General features: G+C 75.5%; 28 protein-coding genes and 1 pseudogene. 9 read left to right on the top strand and 20 right to left on the bottom strand.

Translation table 11 applies throughout. The features are described 5' to 3' along the window. Positions 1-965 precede the first annotated feature (965 nt). The 4 genes from FF36_RS29155 (at position 966) to FF36_RS29150 (ending at position 3,084) form a co-directional block, all read left to right on the top strand. Positions 966-1,304: a hypothetical protein gene (locus tag FF36_RS29155; protein ID WP_206778493.1), complete on the top strand. Its 339-nt coding sequence runs from the start codon at positions 966-968 to the stop codon at positions 1,302-1,304. A 48-nt stretch (positions 1,305-1,352) separates the two neighbouring features. Further along, positions 1,353-1,478: a hypothetical protein gene (locus FF36_RS40235; RefSeq protein WP_255355985.1), complete on the top strand. Its 126-nt coding sequence runs from the start codon at positions 1,353-1,355 to the stop codon at positions 1,476-1,478. Positions 1,479-1,936: 458 nt separating this feature from the next. After that, positions 1,937-2,119, top strand: a complete 183-nt coding sequence (locus tag FF36_RS36545) for a hypothetical protein (RefSeq protein WP_128423424.1) — start codon at positions 1,937-1,939, stop codon at positions 2,117-2,119. Between the two features lie 431 nt (positions 2,120-2,550). Next, positions 2,551-3,084, top strand: coding sequence for a plasmid mobilization protein (locus FF36_RS29150; RefSeq protein ID WP_010921757.1), 534 nt, complete (start codon positions 2,551-2,553; stop codon positions 3,082-3,084). A gap of 49 nt (positions 3,085-3,133) precedes the next feature. On the opposite strand, the gene FF36_RS29145 is transcribed toward FF36_RS29150, so the two are convergent. The 5 genes from FF36_RS29145 to FF36_RS29125 form a co-directional block, all read right to left on the bottom strand. Further along, on the bottom strand, positions 3,134-3,346 hold the full coding sequence (locus FF36_RS29145; protein WP_044888409.1) for a hypothetical protein: 213 nt from the start codon (positions 3,344-3,346) through the stop codon (positions 3,134-3,136). Between the two features lie 443 nt (positions 3,347-3,789). Continuing rightward, the gene (locus FF36_RS29135) at positions 3,790-4,008 is read right to left on the bottom strand and encodes a hypothetical protein (protein ID WP_044888407.1); all 219 of its coding nucleotides are present in this window, start codon (positions 4,006-4,008) and stop codon (positions 3,790-3,792) included. Between the two features lie 72 nt (positions 4,009-4,080). After that, positions 4,081-4,230, bottom strand: coding sequence for a hypothetical protein (locus tag FF36_RS35705; protein ID WP_157867034.1), 150 nt, complete (start codon positions 4,228-4,230; stop codon positions 4,081-4,083). A gap of 86 nt (positions 4,231-4,316) precedes the next feature. Beyond that, the gene (locus FF36_RS29130; protein ID WP_044888406.1) at positions 4,317-4,592 is read right to left on the bottom strand and encodes a hypothetical protein; all 276 of its coding nucleotides are present in this window, start codon (positions 4,590-4,592) and stop codon (positions 4,317-4,319) included. A 46-nt stretch (positions 4,593-4,638) separates the two neighbouring features. Next, complete coding sequence (locus FF36_RS29125; protein WP_128423423.1) at positions 4,639-5,052, bottom strand: hypothetical protein; 414 nt, start codon at positions 5,050-5,052, stop codon at positions 4,639-4,641. Between the two features lie 87 nt (positions 5,053-5,139). On the opposite strand from FF36_RS29125, the gene FF36_RS29120 reads away from it, so the two are divergent. From FF36_RS29120 to FF36_RS35700, 3 genes are all read left to right on the top strand, one after another. Next, positions 5,140-5,472, top strand: a complete 333-nt coding sequence (locus tag FF36_RS29120) for a hypothetical protein (protein WP_044888404.1) — start codon at positions 5,140-5,142, stop codon at positions 5,470-5,472. Beyond that, the gene (locus FF36_RS29115) at positions 5,465-5,935 is read left to right on the top strand and encodes a hypothetical protein (RefSeq protein WP_010921753.1); all 471 of its coding nucleotides are present in this window, start codon (positions 5,465-5,467) and stop codon (positions 5,933-5,935) included. Before FF36_RS29120 ends, FF36_RS29115 begins: the two co-directional genes overlap by 8 nt. A gap of 358 nt (positions 5,936-6,293) precedes the next feature. Beyond that, positions 6,294-7,709, top strand: coding sequence for a hypothetical protein (locus tag FF36_RS35700; protein ID WP_010921752.1), 1,416 nt, complete (start codon positions 6,294-6,296; stop codon positions 7,707-7,709). 295 nt (positions 7,710-8,004) lie between these two features. Here FF36_RS35700 and FF36_RS29100 read toward each other — a convergent pair whose 3' ends face one another. The 15 genes and pseudogenes from FF36_RS29100 to FF36_RS31865 all read right to left on the bottom strand — a co-directional run bounded on the left by FF36_RS29100 (position 8,005) and on the right by FF36_RS31865 (position 20,953). Next, positions 8,005-8,217 carry a hypothetical protein gene (locus tag FF36_RS29100; RefSeq protein ID WP_044888403.1) on the bottom strand — a complete coding sequence of 71 codons (213 nt, stop codon included), beginning with the start codon at positions 8,215-8,217 and terminating at the stop codon, positions 8,005-8,007. 383 nt (positions 8,218-8,600) lie between these two features. Beyond that, positions 8,601-9,281: a hypothetical protein gene (locus FF36_RS29095; protein WP_044888402.1), complete on the bottom strand. Its 681-nt coding sequence runs from the start codon at positions 9,279-9,281 to the stop codon at positions 8,601-8,603. A gap of 1 nt (position 9,282) precedes the next feature. Next, on the bottom strand, positions 9,283-9,483 hold the full coding sequence (locus tag FF36_RS29090; RefSeq protein WP_044888401.1) for a hypothetical protein: 201 nt from the start codon (positions 9,481-9,483) through the stop codon (positions 9,283-9,285). A 92-nt stretch (positions 9,484-9,575) separates the two neighbouring features. Continuing rightward, positions 9,576-10,283, bottom strand: a pseudogene (locus FF36_RS31885) (hypothetical protein); the annotation flags it as partial. 119 nt (positions 10,284-10,402) lie between these two features. Next, positions 10,403-10,681, bottom strand: a complete 279-nt coding sequence (locus tag FF36_RS29080; protein ID WP_128423421.1) for a hypothetical protein — start codon at positions 10,679-10,681, stop codon at positions 10,403-10,405. Continuing rightward, positions 10,674-11,513 (bottom strand): ParA family protein, encoded by an 840-nt coding sequence (locus FF36_RS31880; RefSeq protein ID WP_206778492.1) that lies wholly within the window; start codon positions 11,511-11,513, stop codon positions 10,674-10,676. The genes FF36_RS29080 and FF36_RS31880 overlap by 8 nt, the downstream gene beginning before the upstream one ends. An 88-nt stretch (positions 11,514-11,601) precedes the next feature. Continuing rightward, on the bottom strand, positions 11,602-12,180 hold the full coding sequence (locus tag FF36_RS35695) for a sce7726 family protein (protein ID WP_157871748.1): 579 nt from the start codon (positions 12,178-12,180) through the stop codon (positions 11,602-11,604). A 1-nt stretch (position 12,181) separates the two neighbouring features. Then, entirely contained in the window at positions 12,182-12,343 is a 162-nt protein-coding gene (locus FF36_RS35690; protein WP_157867029.1) for a hypothetical protein, read from the bottom strand. 95 nt (positions 12,344-12,438) lie between these two features. Beyond that, positions 12,439-12,831 (bottom strand): DUF6197 family protein, encoded by a 393-nt coding sequence (locus tag FF36_RS29065; protein WP_044888399.1) that lies wholly within the window; start codon positions 12,829-12,831, stop codon positions 12,439-12,441. A 35-nt stretch (positions 12,832-12,866) separates the two neighbouring features. Beyond that, positions 12,867-13,247 (bottom strand): hypothetical protein, encoded by a 381-nt coding sequence (locus FF36_RS39475; RefSeq protein WP_010921748.1) that lies wholly within the window; start codon positions 13,245-13,247, stop codon positions 12,867-12,869. Between the two features lie 720 nt (positions 13,248-13,967). Next, the gene (locus FF36_RS29050) at positions 13,968-16,181 is read right to left on the bottom strand and encodes a hypothetical protein (RefSeq protein WP_010921746.1); all 2,214 of its coding nucleotides are present in this window, start codon (positions 16,179-16,181) and stop codon (positions 13,968-13,970) included. Between the two features lie 1,572 nt (positions 16,182-17,753). Then, positions 17,754-17,984, bottom strand: a complete 231-nt coding sequence (locus tag FF36_RS29040) for a hypothetical protein (protein WP_010921744.1) — start codon at positions 17,982-17,984, stop codon at positions 17,754-17,756. 1,363 nt (positions 17,985-19,347) lie between these two features. Continuing rightward, entirely contained in the window at positions 19,348-19,782 is a 435-nt protein-coding gene (locus FF36_RS29025) for an RRQRL motif-containing zinc-binding protein (RefSeq protein WP_010921742.1), read from the bottom strand. Next, positions 19,782-20,192 (bottom strand): hypothetical protein, encoded by a 411-nt coding sequence (locus tag FF36_RS31870; protein ID WP_128423419.1) that lies wholly within the window; start codon positions 20,190-20,192, stop codon positions 19,782-19,784. The genes FF36_RS29025 and FF36_RS31870 overlap by 1 nt, the downstream gene beginning before the upstream one ends. Next, positions 20,189-20,953 (bottom strand): WhiB family transcriptional regulator, encoded by a 765-nt coding sequence (locus FF36_RS31865; protein WP_052681572.1) that lies wholly within the window; start codon positions 20,951-20,953, stop codon positions 20,189-20,191. Before FF36_RS31865 ends, FF36_RS31870 begins: the two co-directional genes overlap by 4 nt. Positions 20,954-21,278: 325 nt before the next feature. Here FF36_RS31865 and FF36_RS41280 point away from each other — a divergent pair, with 325 nt between their 5' ends. Both FF36_RS41280 and FF36_RS36540 read left to right on the top strand, forming a co-directional pair. Beyond that, the gene (locus FF36_RS41280) at positions 21,279-22,085 is read left to right on the top strand and encodes a GntR family transcriptional regulator (RefSeq protein ID WP_010921760.1); all 807 of its coding nucleotides are present in this window, start codon (positions 21,279-21,281) and stop codon (positions 22,083-22,085) included. Positions 22,086-22,397: 312 nt separating this feature from the next. Then, positions 22,398-23,020 (top strand): helix-turn-helix domain-containing protein (locus tag FF36_RS36540; protein WP_206778491.1); only part of this gene is annotated, 623 nt, incomplete at its 3' end.

The raw sequence follows: 23,020 nt of genomic DNA, 5'->3' as shown, positions 1-23,020 counted from the left end.
GCGCCAGATTGATCGCCGCTGAGGCGGAGTGCAGCCGGGCAACGGTGATCGAGCACCAGCGGGCCCTTGAGTTGGAGCTGGGCATGGTGACGATCGTGCCGCAGTACCGGGCGAACGGGTCGCAGACCAGCAACCGGATCTACATCAACCACCCCGATGCCCCGCACGTCCGGGACGTCACGGTGGCCGATGATCTGCGGTCCGCTCGCCGCAGCCGTGGTGATGCCCAGCCGGCCGCCAGGGGGGGGTCCAGCTCCCGGACGGGGGGGGTCCAGCTCCCGGACGGGGGGGGTCCAGCTCCCGGACGGGGGGGGTCCAGCTCCCAGACCCCCCGGGGGTCCAGCTCCCAGACCCCCGGAATTACCCAGGTGAACACCCAATCCACCACCCACGCCGCACGCGGCGAACAGGCGGCGGTGGAGGACCCCATCCCCGACCAGAACACGGCGGCCGCTGCGGCATTGCTGGCTGCTCTGCCGCATCCGTGGCGGCTCGGGGCCAGGACACAGCGGGAGCTGGTGCCGTCGGTTGCGGCCGCGCTGCGGGCGGGATGGGCAGCAGACGATCTCGCGGTGTACCTCACTGCGAACCCGGGGGGCGTTCACTCGCCGGTCGCGGTGTTCCGAGGCCGGGTGGCGGATATCCCGACGCCGGTTCAGCAGGCAGGACCGGTCTCGCTCCCTCGGTCGGCCTGGTGTGGGGAGTGTGACGAGCCGACGCGGCGTCATGAGGCAGCGGATGGACGGTGGCGTCCGTGCCCACGCTGCCACCCGCTGTCGGTCGTCGCGTCGTAGTCGTCCGTACACGGGGCGAGCCGGACAGACACCCTGTGCGCCTCGCTGACGGCCTGTCGGGTCCGTCCGGGCGTGGTGGTGTGGGTCGTGTCGGTGTGGGCCCGCTGAGCGGCTCGTCCGGGTGGCGGGATCATCACGGTGACGGACAACGTGGAGTGCAGGGAGGCCGGCGTGGACCAGGACGTGGATGCGATGGGCGCGATGGGGCAGTGCACCGGGTGTGGTGCGGCGCTGATCCCGGGGGTGACGGCGACCGGTATCGGGGAGTGCACGGCCTGCCTGTACGGGTCGCCGGTGGCGCCGTGGACGGACGACGATGACGAGATCCCGCCGGCGTGCGTCGGCTGCGGGGATGCGCTGATCGTCGGCGCGACGGCGCTCCCCGAGGGGCATCCGGCGCGTCGGTCGTGGTGCCGCGAGTGCGTGCCGGTCGGCCAGGGCGACGTCGCCGGTGGGTACGGGCCGGGGGTCGTGGTCGATATCGACGATCCGGCGTCGTACATCGTCTGATCAAGGAGAACCTCAGACGTTCCTGCGGCGGCGACGGATCATGACGGCATGTCGCATCCGGCGGGCTACGGCGAGGGCGAGTACGTCGAGTACGAGGTTGAGGTTGTCGAGGAGGTGTACGAGATCGTCGAGGAATACGAGTACTACGAGTACGAAGACGAGGAGTTTGACTGATCGACGACCTCGCCGTCTCTGAGCACTCCGGCCTGTCTCGCCCGGCTGCATAAGACATGTCGAGCGCCACGTCCGAGGTTGCCCGCCGGTGCTGGCCTGCGACGACGGCCGCCAGGCCCGCGCCACGGTGAGGAGTGGCGCGCGGAGCGGGGCGCGGAGTTGCGCAGGGAGTGAGGCGCGGAGTGGCGTGAGGAGTGCGTTCACCGCCGGCCGGGCGGTCGTTACGTGACGGTCGTCCGGTAGCGGCGGGTCCGCTACCGGGTAGCGGCGCCGCGGCCGGGCCCGGGGTCGGGTGAGCTGGGTGGAGGCGTCCGGGTCGCGCGCCCGACCGGCGCCGGCGAGGTCGTTGTGCACGGGCCGGGGGCGGCCGGGGCCTACGCGCGCAGGCGCGCGCATGCGCGTTGGGGCCGTGCATGCACAGTCGTTGCACACCGGTTTGCACACCGTCGTGCACGGGGTTGCACACCCCGCTGCACACCCGGGGAGAGGTTGCCCGGCTGGTTGCCGAGGCGCGCTCGGCGGGCCTCGGGATCAAAAACGTGCATTTTCAACCCTCGATCACACTCCCGCATTCAGAAAAGATCCATTCAGAAAAGATCATGGGATCGTTCGCCTTTGGCGCGTCCTGGATCTTTCGCTGATCGGTGTGATCATGGTCGTCGCGGGATAGTCAACGGCGTTGACTTGTGCGCGCGGTCGCCGATTATGAGCGGTCGTCCCGCTCATAATCCGGCCGGTTGCGGGGCAGGGTCGGTGCCGCCGGCGTGTTTTTCGGGCGAGTGCCGACGAGTCTGGGCAGCGGCCGGAGGGGTCTACAGCCCCCGGGCCGGCGCGGACGTGCTGTCAGACCCCCCTCCGGATAGAGCCGGAGGGGCTTTTGGAGCCCCTTTTGGAGGGGCTTTTGGAGGGGGGTCTGCGCGGCGACACGCCGCCCGCGGGGGCCGGGTCGGCGGGGCAACCTGCGTCGGGTTGGGCGTGTCGAGTGCGCAACGGATGCGATACGACATACATGATCACCCGGTAGCAAGGTATGCATCTGTAACACAGATGCGGCCGTGGACGGGTGGGTGGCATGGGTGAGGACGGGTCCGCCCCGGCGGGGGCGGACGGCATGGGCGTGCCGGTGTCGGGGTGGCCGTCGTCGGGGGTGGCCCGGTGGCGGACGTACCGGCGGGGGGAGGCCAGCCCGTGGCGGCACGGTGAGCCGGGGCCGGGGCGGCGGACGGTGTCGGTGCGCCTGGGCGACGACGAGATCGCCGAGCTGCGGTCGGCGGCGGAGCTGGCGGGGCTGCGGCTGTCCGGCTACATCGCCGAGGCCGCGCTCGCCGCCGCCCGCAACACCCGTCCCCCGATGCACGACCCGCTGCGCGACTGCCTGATGGAGGTCCTCAGCGCCGAGACGCAGCTGCGCCGTGTCGGCGGCAACCTCAACCAGGCGGTCGCCGCCCTGCACGCGACCGGGACCGCGCCGGCGTGGCTCGAGCACGCCCTCGGCGCGACGATGCGGGTCGTGGCCCGCGTGGACGAGACCATCGACGCGCTCGGCCGGCACATCGACCGCGCCGACCGTCGCCGCCAGCGCGACCGCCGCCCGCCCAGCACATGACGACGGCCCCGGCCGGCGGGATGCCGGACCGGGGCCGCATTGGGGTGGGTCAGTCGCGCCAGACGGCCTCGCGCTGCGCGGCCACGTCCGGGGCGGTGCGGATATCGGCGGCGGTGGCCCGGATGGCCTGGGCGCGCAGGCTGGTGTCGGCGGGGTCCAGGGCGTCGGCGCCGTCCAGGATCCGGGCCTGGGCCTGGCGGGTGGCGACGTCCTGGTCGGCCTGGGCGGCGGCGAGGCGCTGCTCGCGGGTGGGGCGGGTCATAGGTCCTCCTACGGGCGGGTGTGATCAGTGTGCGGTGGTGTCGCGGATAAACGCCGCGCCCGGGGCTGGTGGGTGTCAGGAGCGGCGGCCGCGGGGGATCCGGACACGCAGATAGCGGGGGGCCGCGTCGTCGGCGGCGCGGCCGGCGGCGATCGCGGCGGCCGTCGCCGCGGTGGAGGCGGCCTGGTACTCCTGCGGGGTGGTGGTCGGGGACAGGGATGCGGCGTCGCGCTGGCGGACTGCCTCGCCGTGGGCGGCGCGCAGCCGGGCGGCCTTGTCGTGGCGGGACTCGCGTCCGAACATGATCTCCTCCTGTGGGNGGGNGTGTCAGGGGGCGCGGCGTGCGTCCTGGCAGATGAGCGCCGCGCCCGGGGCTGGTGGGGTCTCAGGACCGTGCCGCGGCCCCGGCCGGCGGGATGCCGGACCGGGGGGCGGGGGGTCGGCTAGTCGCGGCCGGCCCGGACGTCGGCGATGTTCCGGGCGCGGCGCGCGGCACGGCCGTGCGCGTCGGTCGCCTCGCGCTCGTACGCGGCGCGCACGTCGGCCTCGTCGGCATCGGCCGCGCGGCCGCGGTAGTAGGCGGCATCACCCAGATGCGCCTGACGCCGCGCCTCCAGACTGGTGGTCAGCGCCTCGGTCTCCTCGGGTGTCCTCTGGGCCATGTGATCCTCCTGTGGGGGGGCGACCCGGCAGGATGCCGGGCCGGCGGGGCGGGTGTGATCAGTGTGCGGCGGTCACCGGCTCTGGGCCTGGGGCTCGCGCCGTCCGAGGTGGCCGTGCTGGACCTGCAGGTGAGTGGTGAGCATCTGCGTGGCCTCGGCGGCGCTGGCGAGCGGCTGGGACGTGATGTTGCAGTGTGGGCAGGTGTAGGTGTGGCCGGCCATGATGGAGATCCCTCCTGGGTGACTGGGTGGGGGACCGGGCGCGGCGTGCGTCCTGGCAGATGAGCGCCGCGCCCGGGGCTGGTGGGTCAGTAGCGCTCTCCGAGGTAGCGGCCGTTCACGATCACCTCGGAGCCGCCTCGCCAGTGGCGGCGGACGACAGTCCAGACGTCACGGGCCATGGCCCGTGTGTCCTCGGGCGTCGCCCCCGTCTGGTCGACACGCACCCGCACGATGCGGAGCAACGAGGCGCGATCACTGGTCACGCTGATCGCGGCGCCGGACAGGGCACCGGGCCGGGCCCGGAGCTCGGTCCGGATCTGCGCGGCGGCGCCGGCGACGGCGGACAGTGTGCGGCTGGCCATGGGTACTCCTCTGAGGCAGGGCCGGGATGTGCCCGGGGCTGGTGGGCTACCGGACGTGGTAGCGGGCGGGCAGGACGGTCAGATACGGGCCGTAGGCGCCGGCAGGCCGGCGGCCGTGGGGCTGGTGGATGACCTCGACATGCCAGCCGCCGTACTCGGGCACCAGGGCGATGCCGACGGTCTGGGCCAGCCAGCTGGCGTCCGCGGCGGCCTGGACGCGGGCGAGGCGGTCGGTGAGCAGCGGGCGCAGCGCCTCGGTCACCGCGGCGACGCCGGCCTCGGTGGGCCCGGCAGCGGTGGCGGTGGACCAGGCCAGCCCGCGGGCCTCCAGCGCGGTCAGGGTGCGGTGGTGGACGTCGCGGCGGGCCACGGCGGCGAGCTCCGGGTCCACGTACGGACCGGTCAGCCGGATCAGGGCGTGAGCCTGGGGCCGGGTCAGACCGCTGATCGTGATGTCCACGGCCCACACCATACGCAACACCGGTGTTGGGCACAACACCGGTGTTGCATCCGTGTGACCAAACACCGGTGTTGGTACGGTCGGACGGTGGACGTGGACGAGGTACGCACGCCGGCGACGGCGGTGGCCGTCGCCGTGCAGACGGCTCTGGAGCAGGTCGAGCGGCTGCCGCCGGCACGGCGCACCGCGGCCGCGACGCTGCTGGGCCAGGCGCTGCTGGCCGCGCAGGCCGCCGCCGCGGCCGCGCGCGGCGACGGGCTGGCCGCGCTGGTGGCCGCGCAGGGCACCTACGCCGCGGCCGCGGCCGCCCTCGCCGAGATCGGCGTGGCGCTCGACGACGCGCAGCTGGCCGCGACGACACCCGAGGCGGTCGGGCAGAGCGTCCGCCGGTCCCGTACTGGAGGGCCCGCGGGTGCGTGACGATCCGATGATCTGCCTGCCGCTGGCGGTCGCGGGGGTGGCGCCGGTGCTGGCCCTGTCCCCGGGCCGCGGTGCGTACACCGTGCAGGGCGGCGACAGCGTGGACCTGGGCGTGGCCACGTTGCTCACCCTCGGCTGGGAGCTGGTGGGCGTGCTGGACGGCGCCGCGCTGACGGGCCTGCCGGTGCTGGCCGGCTGGACCGTGCGTCTGGCCGCCGGCGGCCAGACCATCCGCCTGGCCCGCCCGGCCGGCGGCGGGCTGCTCTACGACGGGTCCCTCGGCGTGCCGCCGGCGGGCTGGCTCGCCGGGCTGCACCGCCACCGCCGGGTGCACACGCTCGTCGCGTCCGGCGCGGACCTCACCGGCCCGGACATGTACGAGGCCCTCACCGGCGCGGCCGCCGCCGGCACCCTGGTCGGCGCCACCATCACCCTGCCCACCCGCCCGGCCGCGCCCCGCTGACCATCCCCGCGACCTGCCCGCGGCGCACCGCCGGCGGGCCGCTCACAGCGCCGCCGGGTCACCAAATCGCGAAGGCACATATGAAGGTCCTGCCAGACGGCAGGACCATCCAGGGCGTCCGCCCGGCCAGCGTGCACCCGACCGGCGGGGGCTCAGCGCGACGGTCCTGGGTCGTCTGGCGGGCGGGGAGCACCGGGGACCACGCCGACCCGGTAGCGGCGGAGCCGGCCTGACCGGCCCGGGCTGGACGCGCCGCGCACCGCCGGCCCACGATCATCCTCAAACCTTCCCGGACCCTCCCACCCCTAAAAACAGATTTCTGTTTCCGGAAATCTGTTTTTAGAGTAGGGTGGGGATCATGACGACCCCCGTGCAGGATCCCGTCGCTGTCCCCGCCGACCCGGGCCCCGACCCCGTCACACCGCCGGCGGCGGAGACGTTGCCGTGCGCCTGGTGCTCCCGGCCCGTGGAGCAGCGCGCCAGCGGCTCGGGGCGGCGGCGGCGGTACTGCCCGGACCGGGACTGCCAGGACCAGGCCAAGCGGGCCCGCGCGTCGCGCCGGGCCGCCGGCGGCATCGGCGGCGACGTCGCCGCCGCCGAGGACCTCCTGGACCGCCTGGAGACCTACATCGGCCGGCTCGGCGACGGGCTGGCCGCCGAGCTCACCCCCGCCGGCGTCCAGTCGGCGGTGAGCCGGGCGGAGGCCGGCGCGGCCGCCCGCATCGCCGCGGCCGCCGCCGAGGCTGAGGCGTCGCGGCGCACCGCGGCGGAGGAGGTGGCCCGCGCGGCGGCCGAGCGGGACGCCGCGCTCGCCGAGGCGCAGGCGGCGCGCACCACGGCGGCCGCCGCCGATGAGACCGCCGCGGCCGCCCGCGCCCAGGCCGACGCCGACCGGGCCGCGGCCGCCGACGCCCAGCGCCGCGCCGACACCGCGCAGGCGGAGCGCGAGGCCGCCCAGGACGCCGCCCGCACCGCCGGCGCCGACCGGGACCAGGCCCGCGCCGACGCGGCGGCCGCCGCCGCCGACCGCGACACGGCCGTGGGCCGCGCCGAGCAGGCGGAGACCGAGCGGGCCGCGGCCCGCGACGCCGAGCAGGCCGCGCTCGCCCGCGCCGAGGCCGCCGACCGGGCACGCCTGGCCGCCGAACTCGAGCGCACCGCCGCCGAACAGGCCCGCGACGCGGCGACGGCACGCGCCGACCGGGCGGATGAGGGCTGGCGGGCCGCCGAGCAGGCCCGGGTCACCGCGCAGGCCGAACGCGACGCCGCCCAGCGCGCCGAGCAGGCCGCCGTCCAGGCCCGCGACGCCGCGGTGGCCGACGCCGCCCGGGCATGGGAGCAGGCCGCCGACGCCGACCGGGCCCGCCAGGCCGCCGAGGCCGACGCCGCCCGCGCCCAGGCCGACCGTGACGCCGCCCGGGCGGCCGCCGACGCCGCGACCAGCCGGGCCGCCGCCAGCGAGCAGTCCTGGCGCGACGCCGTCGCCGAGGCCGCCCGCGCCGACGCGCAGCGCACCGCGGCCCTCGAGACCGCCCGCAACGCCGAGGCCGCCCGCGACACCGCACAGGCCGACGCCGGCCGGCTCGCCGCCGACCTCGCCGAGCTGCGCGTGCAGCACGCCACCGAGGCGGCCCGCGCCGCCCGCGCCGAAGCCGACCGCGACCGGCTCACCACCGAGGCCGCGCAGCTACGCCAGCAGGCCGCCAGCCGGTCCGCGGCCCGCAAGCGCACCCCCCGCAAGCCGCCGGCCGACGACACGGGCACCGGCGCCTGACCGGCCCCGGCCAGGCGGTTACTGCCTGTGGGCGTACCCGACCGCGTACCCGTCGGAGAGCCTGACCGCGGCCCTCCTTGGTGGGCAGGAGGACAGCGCACACCTGGTGCCCCCGGCCCTTCCCCGCACCGTTCCCCGCCGCGCGCCCACCGGCCCGCTCGCCCGCCCGCCCACCGGGGGGCCCACCGGCCCACCCGTCTACAACGGGTGGGCGAGACGTCGGACGCTGGTGCAGGTCAGCGGGCCGCTGGGCACCTCCCAGGCACTCCGCGACATAAGAGAGGCGTACGCCGACCTACAGCCCGCACCCCGCCACGACGACGCCGGCGACGCCGACCAGGGCCACGAACACCGCGAGTGCGGCCCCACCACCGGTGAGCAGTGCGGCGTAGAACGAAGCGCCGGCCGCGCGGCGTAGCACGGCGGCGAGGACGCCGGCGAGCCCGGCGAGGGCGCCGGCGGCGAGCAGGGACAGGGCGATGAGGGCGACCGTGAGGCCGGTGGACACGGGTGCTCCGTACCGCGCTCCGGGGACTCCCGACCTTCCCCAGGACGCTCGGTAGGAACGCCGTCATGAGGTGTGCCACCGGGTCGGGGCCAGCAGCACGCGGACGCACCGAAGTGCGCCGTGCTGCTTGGTCCCCCGGTACCGCCCCCCCGACCCGGTGGAGCAAGCTGTCGTCTGACAAGCCGTGAGCTGATCAGACAGCTCACGAAAGCGGCCTGATCACAGTACCGCCTCATGACCATCGGCAGTAGGCCCGGGGCTGTCAGCCCCTCTGACGCCCGATAAGTTTCTTTCCCGGGCGTCAGAAACGGGACAAACAGGACAGGCTCCGAGCATGATCCAAGAGGTATTTCTTTACTCGGGCACACCGTGCACCGTGCACGTCATCCCCAGCGGGTGCGCGCCTCGGCGACCGGCACGCCGGCGCGGGCCGCGATCGATGCCCAGCTCTCCCCGCCGTCACGGCAGCCCTGGACCAGCACCCGCGCGTCCACCTCGGTGAGGGGGTATCCGGGCACGAGCTCCAGCGGCGCGTAGGTCTGCGCCCCGGGTGAGGTGTCCCGGCGCCACGCCTGCACCCACCGCGCGCAGGCCGGCCGGGACGGCTGCGGCGGGCCCACCGTCCGGGCCCCGTCCGCGTACAGCCGGGCCGTGAGCGCCTCGACGTCGCCGTCGTCGAGCGCGGTCCGCTCCCGCCCGGCAGCGTCCACCCACGGCAGCCACCGGGTCTGCCCGCGGCTGCGGGCACGGGCCAGCAGCCGCCCGGTGAGGTCCTCGACCACACGGACTCCGGTCGGGTCGGGACGCCCGCCGGCGTCGAGCACCGCGGCGAGCTCCCGCACCTGCGCCAGCAGCGGCGCGACGGACGGCGGATCCGCCGGCGTCGTGGGAGCGACGGGACGCCGCCGGCGGTGGGCGCGTTGCCGGCACGCCGGGGAGGCGTAGAGCGGCGCCCGTCCGCCGCCGGCCGGCGCTGCCGGCAACGCCTCGCCGCAGCCGCACCGGCAGACGGTCGTGACGTCACGATCGTCTGTGCCGTGCACGGTGCACGGTGTGCGGTGCACGTCAGTCCTCCACCGGCTGGGTGAGCTCGGCGTCGATCCACCGGTGCCCGCGGCCGGCCAGCGGCTGGACGTGGAGCTGCGGGCGGCCGTAGGACATGCGGGCGTCGTGCACGCGGACGCCGACGAGCACCTTGCCGGTGGTGCCGGGGACGAGCCACAGCCGGTCGGTGCCGATCAGGGCGCGGGCGTCGGTGAGGGTCACGAGGTCTCTCCCAGGTCAGGGTCGTCGGTGGTCTCGAACGGCGCCTCGCAGGCGCCGCACAGGATCGGGGCCAGCTCGTGCTGGCGGGGGGNGACCGACAGCCGCCGCGGCGGCTCGCAGCCGCAGGCGATCGACAGCCGGGACCCGGCGCGCCCGGCGCCAGGTCGCCGGGGCGGGGGTGCCACGACCGGGCCGGTCGGCGCGGCGCCGCCCTGGCCGTCCCCGTCGTCGTCCGTGCCGGGGATGGCCGGACCACCGGCGCCGATGAGGACCGGGGTCGGGACGTGCACCCACGGGTCACGCATGTAGGGCAGGGTGGCGTCGGCGAGGGCGGCCAGGGCCTCGGCGTAGTGGACGGCGGTCGCCGCCGTCAGGGTGCACTCCGACCAGCCGCGGCCGTCCGGCTCCACCGGGGGGACGAGACCCAGCTCGGTGGCGAGCGCGGCGTAGCGGCGGTTGTGGTAGCGGTTGCCCGACCTGGAGGTGTCCTTGATTCCGCGGACGTGGGCCAGGCCGTGCGCGGCCTCGTGCAGCAGGGTCTGCAGCGCCCGGTGCCCGACCGGCTGCCCGTCCACCTGGTGCAGCAGCTCGCCGGCGAGGAACAGCTCGGGTACCGGGGCCTGCGCGGAGGTCCACAGGTCCGGCCCGAAGTGGCCGTTCTCCCGGGCGTACAGGGACGCACCGCGCTGCTGATGCGCCGACCCGGTGATCATGACGACGGCCGGCACGTCCGGGTGCCGGGCCTGCACCGCCCGCCACAGGCCCTCCAACGCCCCGACCACCCGACTCCCGTGATCCACGATGCTCTCCCGTTCCCAGAGTTGGCGTGTACACGCCAATCATAGCGGAAGGGTGCACCGTCTACCGTGCACGGTGTGCAGTCCCGGCCGGACTCCTCCGACCGGGACCAGGGCGTCGGCTACGACCGGCCCCCGGCGAGTTCGGCGGCGATCGCCGGATGCGCGCGCAGCGCCTCCTGGACGAGGCTGGCCTGGCTCTGCCCGGTCGCCGCGGCGGCGGCCACGATCGCCTCCACCAGCTCGCGGGGCAGCCAGACGGTGCGCCGCTGGTGGGTCTCGTCCCAGCGGGTACCGGTGTCGCTGTCGTGCACGGTAGACGGTGCACCTCCTCCTGTCGGCGGGTCGTCGAAGAAGGCCCGCTGACCGGCGCCGGTGCCGGCGGGGGCGGGGTCACTCATGCTGGGCCGGTGTCGGCGCGTCGGGGACGAGGGCACGGCGGGCCACCTCCTGGGCGAGAGCGGTCACGGCGACGGTGATGTCGCCGTGCGGGTCGTACAGGCTGATCGGCAGGCCAGCGAGGCCGGCCTCCTTGACCGAGACGCGGGCCGGGAGGCCGGGCAGGATCCACGGCTCGTAGAGCTCACGCAGCCGCCCATAGGCGTCGCGCTGGTGCAGGGTCCGCAGGTCCACCGAGTTCGGCACGATGCCGAGCAACCGCGGGGAGCCGCCGGCGGTGGTCACGACCTGGCGGACGGTGTCGAGCGCGTCGGGCAGGGCCCGGATCGACAGATGCTCCAGCTCGGTGACGACGGCGACGTGCGTTGCGGCGCCGAGCGCGAGCACGGGCAGCACCCCGAGCCCGGGCGGGGAGTCGATGAGGATGACGTCGGCGGCGCCGGCGGGGATGGTGGCCAGGGCGGCGGCGAGCGCCCGACGCCAGCCGGCCCGCCGGGGCAACTCGAGGTCGGCGGCGGCCAGATCGCGGGTCGCGGGCAGCAGCAGCAGGCCGGGAGTGGACGACCGGACGACCGCGGCCGTGGCCGGCACGCCGCCGGTCAGCACCTCGTACAGCCCGGGAGGCTGCGGCGACGGCACCCCCAGCAGCGCGCCGAGCGCGCCCTGCGGGTCGGTGTCCACGGCCAGGACCCGATGCCCGGTCAGCGCCAGGGCGCCGGCGAGCGCCGCCGTCGTCGCCGACTTGCCGACGCCGCCCTTGTGCGCGGCGATGGTGATCCGGACGGCGGGCATGATCGGACCGTAGTCGGGTGCACCGTACACGTCCACGGACACGGTGCACGGTGCACCCAGACGTGGCGACGCCCCGCCGCTCCCGGGGACCGAGAAGGACGGGGCGTCGCCGGCGGGCGGGGCCGCAGCGTCAGCCGACGGCCACGCTGGCAGCGGTCCAGGCCGCAGGGCGGGCCCGCAGCATCCGACGCACCGCGGCCCGCAGCTCGTCCAGCGGGTAGTCGGCGGCGACGGCGTCCTGCAGCTCACCGCGGCGCAGCCGGGACGTGCCCCGACGGCGCCCCCGCTGCCACAGCAGCGTGCGGGCCTCCTCCCGCCACAGCAGGCGGACCAGCTCCGCCGGATCAACAGCCGGGTTGATCCCGGTCGGACGGACACAGACGAGACGGACATGACCGTCAGCGTCCTCGGCGCGGGTCAGCCCCCACCAGGCCGGCACGCGGGCCGCAGCGTGGTCCAGGTGGTGCCCGGTCGCGACCAGCGTCACCCGGTCCAGCACCGCGCTGTACGCCGCGGCCTGCCCGGCCAGCCGGCGCAGGTTGATCTCGTAGCCGGTCAGCTCGTGCTCGCCGATCAGCGCCACATCCACCCGGCATGCGGCGACGTCCAGCTCGTGGCGGACCCGGCCCGCCGGATCGGCGGCCGCCAGCGCGGCGACCAGCGCCACCCTGATCGCCCGGTCATCCAGAGTGCACGGTGCACCGTGCACGTCACCCACGCCCCTGGTCGCCCGGCCGGCGGGTCTCCAGGTCGACGTCCGGCGTCCGGTCCGCGTTCACCACCGTGACCACCACGGCGGTCCGTACGGCCAACTTCACCGCCTCGCGGCGGGTGACGGCCTTCTTGTCGGTCGGGTCGATCCTCTTCGCCATCTTTTGATCTCCGTTTCTCGGTTGGGTGCACGGCGCACCACCGTGCACGTCAGATGAAGTGAGGTGCACCGTGGGCGGTGCACCGTGCACTCCGATCAGGCGGCCGCCGCGGGGCGGTCCAGGTCGGCGGCAACGGTGTGCAGCAGGGTGGTCACCTGGTCGGCGGTCCGACCGTCCGCGTCGTTCCAGTCGGCGATGGCGGCGCCGGCGCCGGTGTCGAACAGGCCGAGGCCGACCTCGGGGTCCGGGTCCTCGTCGACGTCGGCGGGGATGCGCAGAGCGAGGTCGGCGAGGGCCGCACCCAGGAGGTCGTGGGCGTCCGGCTCCTCCGGTTCCCGGAGCGGGTGGGCGCCGGCGGCGGCGCGCAGCGCGCCTATCAGGCACACCTCGCCGTCGTCGCCGAGGTAGTCGTGCTGCCACCACCCGCGGGTGGTGATCTCGCCGGCGGCGGCGCGGAGCAGCGCGGGGATGGTGGTCGGGATGGTCACAGATCCTCCAGGTAGAGGGGGGCGGACGGTGTGCGTCAGGGACGCCGGCGGCGGTGCAGGTAGCCGGCGCCGCAGACGGCGGCGGTCACGGCGAGGGCGGCCAGGGGCCGGCCGTCGACGCCGTGCGCCGCGGCCCCGGCGAGGATCACCAGGGCGAGGACGGTGAGCAGCAGCCAGCGGCGGCGGGACCGGCCGGCCGCCGCGGCACGCTGGCCGGCGGTCCGCGGCCGGGCCGCCGGCCGCCACGACAGCGGGCCGGGCAGGTTGACGCTCGTCAGCCCGCGGCGGCCGCCGGTACGCGACCACAACCGCCAGGACGTGCGGCCCACCCGCAACGTCACGCTGGACAGCCCGCGCTCGGTGATGGTGGCCCGCAGGGGGCCCAGCCGACGCTGGGCCCGGACACGGATCGGCATGAGATCGCCCCTTCGTGGATGCGCTGAAAACGCGCGTTTTAGGTGACAGTTAGGTGCACGGTGTACGGCGGACGGTGCACGTCACAGGGGCAGGGCGGCGGGCAGGTCGATCCGCTCGCCCCACACCGCACCGGGCGGGGGGCGCAGCGCGGTGGCCACCACGCCGACCGGCGTGACACCGGTCGGGCCGTGCTCGGCCAGCCACGTCAACCGGCCGGCGGCGGGCCCGGTCGGCCACGGGTCGGCCACCAGCAGCAGCGGGCCGACCGCGGCGTCCAGGCGCAGTCGGCCGGCGGCGAGCCGGCAGGCCACCTCGATCAGGCTGCGGATGCCGTCGGCACCCCGCTCGTGCCAGTCGAGCCGGCGATGGTCGNCCCCGCCGGCGGGCAGCGGGTCACCGGCGAGCCACACCAGACCGCCGGCGTCCAGGTGCGCACGGGTCCGCGCGACCGTCTCCACGGTCTTGCCGGTACCGACCCGGCCGACGATCAGCGTGCTCGTCAGCCGGGTGGCCGGCGGTGGGGCGGCGATCTTGTGAGGGGTCATGACACTCCGATCCGTGGCAGAGAGTGAGGGTGGTGGGGGATGACGCAACCGATGACGCAAGCTCCGGCGGCCCCCGTCCGGCCGCCTCTATAGGCGAGGTCAGCCGGCTTGCATCCGCCTTGCGTCATGCCTTGCGTCGTGGGTTGCGTCATCCCTTGCGTCATCGGCCTTGCGTCACTGTCCGTCGTCGCCGTCGGGCCCCTTCGGGGCGTGGTCGGCGTGGTAGTACGGGCCGCGCTCGCGGAGCTGGACGACCTGCCCGGCGACGATCGCGAGGCGCAGCCAGTCGCCGACCGCCTGCCGGGTTCGGTCGATGCCCTCCGCGGCGAGCGCCTTCCACAAGACGCCTGCGGCCATCCCCTTCGGGCCGGCGGCATACAGCATCTCGATCATCCGGGCGCGGGCCGCGTCCGTGTCGATCTCCTCGCCGCCGGCGCCGCCGTCGGCCGGGGGGGTGCTCTGCGGGTCGGGGGCGGTGGCGTCCCACCCGTCGACGAGCTCTCGCCAGGCCCGCTGCTCGGCGAGCAGACGCCGGGCCTTCTCCACGGCGTCGGCGGCGCGGGCGTTGGCCGTGTCCGCGTCGGCGGGGCCCTCGCGCATGACGTCGTCGAGCAGGTCCTGGGCGGCCTCGGGTCCGGCGGCGCGGGCCTGGTCCATCGCGGCGTTCGGGTCCTCACCGTTGGCCTGCGCGGCCAGGCCCGCGGCGAACGCCACCAGGTCCTCCGGGCTCGCCGGCCCGTCGCCGTCGGTGTCGCTGGCGGCGACCAGGCCGGGCAGGGTGCGCTCCCAGCGGCCGGCCCAGTCCGCTCCGAACGCCTCCAGGGTCGGGGCGTCCGGAGCGGGCCGCCGGCCGGCGACCGCCCGGGTCAACGCGGTGATCGTCTCCGGTTTGATACGCAGCCCCTTGAACGCGCGGGGCTGCTCGCCGCGGTAGGACAGGTGGCCGTAGCCGCGGCCGAGCACCTGGTCGCCGTCCATCGTGCTGGCCTGACCGAACAGGATGGCCCGCTCGACCTGGTCGGTCACACCCATCCCGATCCGCAACTGGGTGAGCTTTTTGACCGTGGTGGTGCCGAGGACCTCCACCGTGGCCCGCAACCCCGCAAAAATGATCAGCATGCCCATGGCACGGCCCTGCCGCTGGATCGCGCGCAGGTTGTCCCGCGTGGGCCGCCATTCCACCGGCGCGTCGGGCGCCATGATCTCCGCGGCCTCGTCGACGATCACGACGATCGCCGGCACCGAGCTGTCGATCGGCAGCTTGTCGTCGTTCGCGGCGCGCATCCGCCCGTGGTAGGCGCCCTTGCGGCGGGTCATGCCCCGTAGCAGCGCGCCGGTCATCCGCTCCGCCTCGACCGGCTCGTAGGCCACCCAGTCCACCGCCGGCCGGGTTGCCTGCCCCTCGACCCACGGCATCACCCACGGCCGGGGCAGCCCGCCGCCGTTGGGGTCGATGTGGCAGACGATCACGTCCGTGCAGCGGGCCAGCTGTCCCGTGAGCACGTACAGCTGGTTGGTCTTGCCTGACCCCTGCTCCCCGACGACCAGCGCGTAGGTCTCGCGCAGGTGGGCCTCGGCAGGCTGGGTGTTGCGGTACCGGCCGATCATCAACGGGTTGTTGATCGTCAGCTCGGAGTAGTCGTCGCCGAACAGCAGGTCCTCGGCGAACCCGTCCACCGTGCTGATCTCCAGCACTGCCGAGCGGCGCGTCGTGCCCGGCAGCACCTCCACGCCGGCGCCGGCCGGGAGGTCCGCGTCGTTGGCGAGATCCTCCGAGAACCTCGCCAACGTCCGCCAGGACGCCCCGCCCCGAGGCAGATCAACGTCCATCGAGTAGCCGGCGCCGGATTCCCAGTCGACCACGCTGACGATCTGCACCCCGCGGATCCGGCAGACCCGCTCGATGCGGTCCACCCACTCCTCCGCCGTACGCGCCCGCGCGGTCGCCAGCAGCATCCGCCGCCGCCGGGCCGACTCCTGCCGCTCATGCCGCGCAAACACCGGCGCCAACAGTCCGCCGGCGACGCCGCCGACGACCAGGGCGCCGGCCGAATCCAGCGACCAGGCGCCCGACCCGATCGCGTGCCACGTCCACCCGCCGGCCGCGGTCCAGCAGGCGACCCGGTAGGCGATCCCGGCGCGGGACAGGCCGCTGTGCGCGCCGGCGAGCGCGCTCGCGCCGGCACCGGCCAGCCCGGCGCCGGCCGCCCACAGCGGGTTCACGCCCGCGAGGTCGCCGACCATCGCGGCGCTCATCGCCGCGCCGGCGGCGTTGACGGTGCCGGCCAGCGGCCCGTGGGCCGCGGTCCACTCCCACTCCCAGCGGCGGCCACGCCCCGCGGTCTGCGTCTGCTGCCCACTGCTGTCGGGCGTGCTGTCCGCGGCCATCTCAGGCGTCCCCGGCGTGGTGGCTGTCCCACAGGCCCTCGCCCGGGCGGGGCTGGCGCAGGCGGTGCAGGTCGGTCTGGTGCACCAGCTCGAACAGGGGCCCGAGGTTGGCCAGCGTGCCCGCGGCCGCCACGATCTGCGCCGCCGCGGAGTCCAGCAGCTCGCGGATTGTTTCGTGCACCGGCAGCTCGTCGGCGGCCAGCCGGGACAGCCCGGCGATCGCCGCCGCGATGTGCTCCACCGCCTGGGGTACCTGCGCCATGTCCCGGCCGATCTGCGGGCCGGACGGCGGCGCGTAGGCCGCGGCCGTCTGCATCATCGTCTCCGCCTGCTCGGGGAGCAGGAACNCCCCGCCGCTCCCACCGGCCAGTGACCGGCCGTCTCGATCCCGTGCCGCCATCGCTGCATCTCCTCTGTCGTGTCCTGGCATGAGGGAAGCCACCGGCCCCCCAGGTATCGGCGGCATCTCCGGCATCTCCGGGAGCCGCCCGAACGTCGCGAACGCCACCCCCGCCAGCGCCGCGCGGGCGCCAGCGAGGATCGCCTGCGGGTCCATCGCCCCCCCGCCAGCCGGCGGGGGCACCGGCGCCGCCGGCCCGCCGATCGGCGGTGTCCGTAGCTGCGCCAGCGGGCCGATCAGATCCGTCCCGGGCCGGCCGTCCGGGCCGGGACGCGGACCGCGCAGGCGCCGCCAGCCCGCACGGGTCAGCCGCCACCCCCGATGGCCCAGCCACCAGCCCACCGCGGCCAGCGCCGCGAGCAGCCCCAGCCCGGTCCGCACCAGCCGACCCAACCCGCCACCACGGCGGCGCCGCTGGCCGGCGACCATCCGGTAGCGGCCGCGCCGGGCCGCGCGGGCCGCCGCCCACGGCGAGCGGGCCTGGCGCACCGCGGCGGCCAGGCGGCCCGCCGCCGAGCGGCCGATCCGCGCCGCCCGCACCATCCCCGCGCCCCGCAGCCGCGCCGCGCGCACCGCCGCCGCCCCCGACCGGCGCGCCGCGCGCGCCGCCTGACCCCCCGTACCGCGCGCCGCACGCGTCAGCGGCCCGCCCCCAGCACGACGCCCACCGGCCGTCCGGCCCGCCGCACCACCCGCACGTCCCGACCCGGGCCGGCGGCCCGTACCCGCCCCCCGCCGGCGACGGCCCGTGCCCGTACCGGTCCCCGCACCCTTCCCCGTACCGGGCCCGCCGCCCGCGCCACGACGCCGGCCGGCCCCGGCGAGGCGACGCAACGCCGCCGGCACCGGCCCCGACCCGCTGCGGCCCCGGCCCGCGCCACCCCCCGACGTCGACGCCCTGGACGCCGCGCGGCGCTGGGCGACCCGGACCGTGCGGGCCGCCGCCGCCGTCCCCGCGACCGCCCCGGCCGCGATCAGCCCCGGCACCCCCGCCGCCGCATACAGGCTCGACCCGGCCATCACCCCGGCCTCGCCGGCGGCGATGATCACCGGCCCCGCCGGCACCCCCCGCCGGCGCACCGGCGGCGCCGGCGGGGCCGGGGTCTCCTCCACCACCGGCGTCCACCCACCCGAGATCTGCTCGGGTGCCTGCGTCTCCGCAGCCGATCCGCTCATGCCGCCCACCTCCTCCCAGTCGTCTCCGTCGTCCACGCCGTGCCGGTGCTGGCGGCCATCTCCGCCCGCAGCCGCTCATCCATCGCCGTCGCCTCCACCGCCGGCACCGCGGCGGCCAGCAGCTCGTCCGCGAGGCGCAGCAGCTGCGTCACGGACGCCGCCGGGTCGATCAGCGGACTCGCGGCGAGCGCCGCCAGCACCTGGCCGCGCCGGTCCCCGGCGCTCACCGCCGGCCTCCCGCAGCCGCGCTCTCCAGCTCCCGCGGGGAGGGCATCGGGACGATCTCCGCGTCCTCGATGTCGTCACCCGGGAAACCTCCGGGGAAGATTGGCGTGCCCGCCCGCAGGCTTCCCNGCGCGGTGTCCACCGCGGTACGCACGACGGCGTGGCGGACGCCCAGCACGCCCCGGGCCGCGGCGTAGGTCAGCCCCTTGCCCGTACGCCTGACCTGCATCGTCTCCAGCACGGCCACCAGCGCGGCCAGCTCCTGCGGCGTCGCGTCCGCCGTCCACTCGGCCAGCCCCGAGCCCTTCCCGGCACCCTTCCCGGCGCCGGTCTGCTCGGCCGTCTGGGAAACCTCCCGGGAAGCCGCCGCCTCCAGGTCGGCGCGGGCCTGGGAAAGATCGCGGGAAGTCGCGACGAGCTCGCCGGCGAGCCCGGCCCGCTCCGCCTCGGCGGCAGCGAGCGCCGCAGCGGTCTCCCGCGCGGTCTGCTCCACACGCTCCCGGTCGGCCCGCGCGGCCCGCGTCTCACCGAGCGCCGCGTCGCGCTCGGACCGGACCTCGGTCAGGTCGGCGGTCGCCCGCGCCGCCGCCTGCCGGGCGCCGGCCGCGTCGCGCTCCGCGGCCAGCGCCGCAGCACGGGCCTCCGTGGCCTGCCGGGCGGCGTCCTCCGCCTGCACCCGGATCGCGTCGCGCTCGGCGAGGGCCTGGTCCCGCGTCTCGCAGGCCACGGTCACGGCCGCAGCCATCGCGTCCCGCTCCGCGGCCGCAGCCTCGGTGACGGCCGCCTCCTGGGCGGCGCGCACCGCGGCGACCTCCGCCGCCAGCTCCGCCCGCGCCGCCTCCGCGGCGGCGAGGCCGGCGTGGGCCTGGTCCCGCTCGGCGGACAGCGCCGCCAACTCGCCCCGCACCGTCTCCACCACACCGGCGGCCCAGTCACGGGCCGCGGCAGCCTCGGCGAGCTCGGCGAGGGCGGCGTCCCGCTCGGCCCGCGGGTCCGGACCCGACCGTCCGCGGGTCGCCACCAGCGACCAGGCCAGCAGGTACAGCAGCGGGCCCAGCAGGGCGACCACCGTCCCCCAGCCCTTCGCCGTCGCCGATTCCAGGTTGCAGGCCACGACCAGCGCGACGCCGGTCAGTAGCACCCCCACCGGCGGCAGCACCGACTGCGCCAGCCGGCGGCGGCGCCGCAGCTCCAGCACCGCGGTGATGGCCAGCGCCTCCAGCGCCACCGACAGCGCCCACGACGTCCACCCGTGCGCCCCGTGGGTCTCCAGCACGTGCTGGACGTGGGTGAACGACACCGCGAACGCCGTCGCGCCCAGCGCGTCCGGGGCGACCGCCGCGACCGCCCGCTCGATCCGCTCGCTCATGCCGCAGCCCTCCCGGCCGTCGGGTCAAAAACGTCCGTTGACGACCCGACCGGCACACCGGCGGCGGTCAGGGTCTGGCAGTCCAGGCACATCCCGGCGGCCGCCGGGATCACGTACGGCCACATCCGGTCGCAGGCCGGGCAGATCCGCCGGCAGGCCCGCGCGATCGCGAGCTGCGCCAGCCGCGTCAGGCTCGGGGTGTCCCGCAGCAGGGTCTGCGTGATGTCGTAGAGCGCCGCCGTGCGCACCGGCTCACCGGACCGGCGGTGCCGCGCCGACCCGTCCCACATCACCTGCGCCACCGGGTCGGCGATCGGCCGCAGACCCATCTCGCGCAACTGGGATCGGGTGTACAGGCCGTCCGGCGCGTACCGGTACGGGTAGGTCGGCAGCCCGTGGACCAGCCCGTCAGGGTCCAGATACCGGCGCATCAGGCACCCGCCAGCGGCAGACGTGCCCAGTCGTCCGGGTCGTCCGGCGTCGCCAGCCCGGCGTACCAGGCCAGATCCTCGGCGATCAGGTCGTCCACCGAGTCCAACTCGGCGTCGTCCCAGGCGGGCGTGCCGTCGTCGACGTCGTCACGTGACCCCTGCGGCAGCGGCGCGCCGTCCGCGCCCAGCACCGCCAGCAGCCGCACGCCCTCCTCGGTCAGGTCATCGACCCGCAGCGCCGCGGCCTGCGGGTAGACCTCCCGCACCCGCACAGTGAGCCGCCGCAACAGCAGCCCGGCGAGATGCCCCCGCGCGTCCGCCACCAGCAGATCCAGCACGGACGCGGACGGCGCCCACTGCTCCACCGCCGCCGTCACGGCCAGCGTCTGCGGGGTGATCCGGGCGGTCACCGGGACACCGCCCCACCGGCCCGGCGGGCCGCAGCCTGCCGAGCCCGCCACGCCCGCGCCTGCGCCCGCGCGACCAACCGGCCGCACTCCGCCGAGTGGTACCGCACCCGCCCCGCCGGCACCCGCTCGGAGCAGCCCTCCCGGCCGCACACCGGCCGCGACGCCGCGCGACGCGACCGCTTCCGCTCTCCGCCCGCCCGACCCTGGCACTGCGGCGAGCAGTACCGCCGCTCCCGGGCCGCCTGCCGCGCCGTCGGCGGCACCACCACGGTGCAGCCCTCCCGCGCGCACTCCCGCGCCACCGGCACCCGGCCCACCGCCACCTCGACGGCCTCGCCCGCAACCAGCTCCGTCATCGGCAGCGTCGCCGCGAGCTCCGCCCGCTCCCGGCCGGTCAGCCCGCCGTACACCCCGTCGGGGGCGTACGGCACCGTCACCGGCTGCCCGTCCACCACCTCCACCACCGGGACCATCGCCAGCGCCGCGCACTCCGCGCGCACCGGGCAGGCAGCACACACCCGCCGCGCCGCACCCACCACCACCGCGCCGAGCACCCCGGCCGCCTCGTCCTGGCCCTCATCGCCGGCCTCGTCCTCGGCATCCGCCGCGTCGGCGAACAGGGCCGGCCAGTCCGCGCACGGACGCGGCGCCCCGTCCACCACCGCCCGCAACACCGGCACCGACCACGACGGCAACGCCAGCAACTCGTACGGATCCACCGCCAGGATCTCGGCCTGGACCGGCATCGTCGGCGCGGTCATCGCGACCCGCCCTTGCCGTTCACGATCACGACCCAGCGCCGCGGCTCCCCATCCGGGTCCCGCGGCAACGTCGGCCACGACCGGTCATCCCCGTCACCGGGGACAGCGGGGCGCCGCACCGGGCGCCGTCGGGCATGCTGCATCACAGGTTGACCTCCGTTGTAGGTCGGCCCAGGCCCCCGGCCGGAGGTAGGAGTCCGCGCCGGGGGCCGCCATGTAGGCCACTAACTAGCTAGATGCATGGCGAGCATGGACCGCCTGGATATGGTGTGTCAAGCATCTAGCTAGATGCCGGTAACGGTGACGGACAATCGGGAGGTCAGAGATGGTGCCGGATAGGCCGCAGATCTACCGGCAGATCCACAGCGACCTCCGCCAGGAGATCGAGGATGGGCTGTATCCCCCCGGCACGCCGCTGCCGAGCTACGCGGATCTGCGCCAGCGGTACAGCACTGCAGATCCGACGATCAGCCGGGCCATAGACCTACTCCAGGCCGACGGGCTGGTCGTCGGTGTACGCGGTAAGGGAGTGATCGTCAGAGACCAGGTCGCCCGACGGAGAGTCATACGAGGCACGCTGGTGCGCCGGGACCCGGCGCGGGGCTACATCATGCCGGCTACCCACCGTGCCAACGAGCCGTGGCAGACCCACGGACGACCGCGAGTCGCGACAATCCCATGCCCTCCACGTGTAGCGCAGATACTCGGCATCCCGCCGTGGACGGATGCCGTACGGCGCCGGCGGGTGACGTCGCCGGTCGGCGAGTCGCCATTCCAAGTCGCGGACACGTGGATAGGGCCAGACGGCATCGCAGATGCGCCGCGGTGCGCCGAACCGGATACCGGCCCTGGCGGGTACCTCGACCGCCTGGAGGAGGCGGGCCATGGACCGCTGAGATGGGCGGAGACCTTCCGTATCCGGATGCCGGACCGTGAGGAGGCGCGTCTACTGGGCATCGCGACCGCGCTGCCGGTCGCCGAGTTGTCCCGCGTCGGGACGTCTGCGCGGACAGGGCGACCGATCGAGGTCACCATGTGCGTGATCCCGTCCGATCGGGTCGAGTTCGTCAGCGAGCTCGAGCGGGATGAGTCAGCCCACTGGCCGACCTCACCGCCTACAGGTCGGTACTGACCCGATGCCGAGGTCCCGTGGTCGTGTGCTCGCGACGACACACCGAGGCATACCGGGAGCACCGGTCCGGCCCGCAGCCGGGTGGATGCTCCGTACGCACCCATAAACGACGTTGGCCCGGGGAGTTGGCGCTCCCCGGGCCGCTGTACGTCGCCAATGCCAGGCGAGTTCGAGGTTACGGGACCCGAGGTCCGGTGGCCACCGTGCTCGCCCACGATCCCCCTTGGAGGGACGTTGTCGAGCTGGGAGGCCCTGTCATGGGCGAAGAGGCAGAAGGTGGGCAACCCACTACGCAAATTGATCTTGATTCTGATGTGCGAGAAGGTCGACGCGAACTTCGCGTGCTGGCCCAGCGCCAGATTGATCGCCGCTGAGGCGGAGTGCAGCCGGGCAACGGTGATCGAGCACCAGCGGGCCCTTGAGTTGGAGCTGGGCATGGTGACGATCGTGCCGCAGTACCGGGCGAACGGGTCGCAGACCAGCAACCGGATCTACATCAACCACCCCGATGCCCCGCACGTCCGGGACGTCACGGTGGCCGATGATCTGCGGTCCGCTCGCCGCAGCCGTGGTGATGCCCAGCCGGCCGCCAGGGGGGGGTCCAGCTCCCGGACGGGGGGGGTCCAGCTCCCGGACGGGGGGGGTCCAGCTCCCGGACGGGGGGGGTCCAGCTCCCAGACCCCCCGGGGGTCCAGCTCCCAGACCCCCGGAATTACCCAGGTGAACACCCAATCCACCACCCACGCCGCACGCGGCGAACAGGCGGCGGTGGAGGACCCCATCCCCGACCAGAACACGGCGGCCGCTGCGGCATTGCTGGCTGCTCTGCCGCATCCGTGGCGGCTCGGGGCCAGGACACAGCGGGAGCTGGTGCCGTCGGTTGCGGCCGCGCTGCGGGCGGGATGGGCAGCAGACGATCTCGCGGTGTACCTCAC

The sequence above is a fragment of the Frankia torreyi genome, assembly GCF_000948395.1.
Taxonomy (GTDB): Bacteria; Actinomycetota; Actinomycetes; order Frankiales; family Frankiaceae; genus Frankia; species Frankia torreyi.
Note: the sequence above shows the minus strand (reverse complement) of the source record. Positions and strands in the feature narration are given on the sequence as shown.

Coding starts and splice junctions, on each gene's coding strand:
- FF36_RS35705 (WP_157867034.1), bottom strand. CDS start 4,230: ATGGCCGGCCACACCTACACCTGCCCACACTGCAACATCACGTCCCAG.
- FF36_RS29130 (WP_044888406.1), bottom strand. CDS start 4,592: ATGGCCAGCCGCACACTGTCCGCCGTCGCCGGCGCCGCCGCGCAGATC.
- FF36_RS29080 (WP_128423421.1), bottom strand. CDS start 10,681: ATGAGTGACCCCGCCCCCGCCGGCACCGGCGCCGGTCAGCGGGCCTTC.
- FF36_RS39475 (WP_010921748.1), bottom strand. CDS start 13,247: ATGCCGATCCGTGTCCGGGCCCAGCGTCGGCTGGGCCCCCTGCGGGCC.
- FF36_RS41280 (WP_010921760.1), top strand. CDS start 21,279: ATGGTGCCGGATAGGCCGCAGATCTACCGGCAGATCCACAGCGACCTC.
- FF36_RS29050 (WP_010921746.1), bottom strand. CDS start 16,181: ATGGCCGCGGACAGCACGCCCGACAGCAGTGGGCAGCAGACGCAGACC.
- FF36_RS29145 (WP_044888409.1), bottom strand. CDS start 3,346: ATGACCCGCCCCACCCGCGAGCAGCGCCTCGCCGCCGCCCAGGCCGAC.
- FF36_RS29025 (WP_010921742.1), bottom strand. CDS start 19,782: ATGCGCCGGTATCTGGACCCTGACGGGCTGGTCCACGGGCTGCCGACC.
- FF36_RS35690 (WP_157867029.1), bottom strand. CDS start 12,343: ATGGCGAAGAGGATCGACCCGACCGACAAGAAGGCCGTCACCCGCCGC.
- FF36_RS29150 (WP_010921757.1), top strand. CDS start 2,551: ATGGGTGAGGACGGGTCCGCCCCGGCGGGGGCGGACGGCATGGGCGTG.
- FF36_RS29135 (WP_044888407.1), bottom strand. CDS start 4,008: ATGGCCCAGAGGACACCCGAGGAGACCGAGGCGCTGACCACCAGTCTG.
- FF36_RS31865 (WP_052681572.1), bottom strand. CDS start 20,953: ATGACCGCGCCGACGATGCCGGTCCAGGCCGAGATCCTGGCGGTGGAT.
- FF36_RS35700 (WP_010921752.1), top strand. CDS start 6,294: ATGACGACCCCCGTGCAGGATCCCGTCGCTGTCCCCGCCGACCCGGGC.
- FF36_RS40235 (WP_255355985.1), top strand. CDS start 1,353: ATGTCGCATCCGGCGGGCTACGGCGAGGGCGAGTACGTCGAGTACGAG.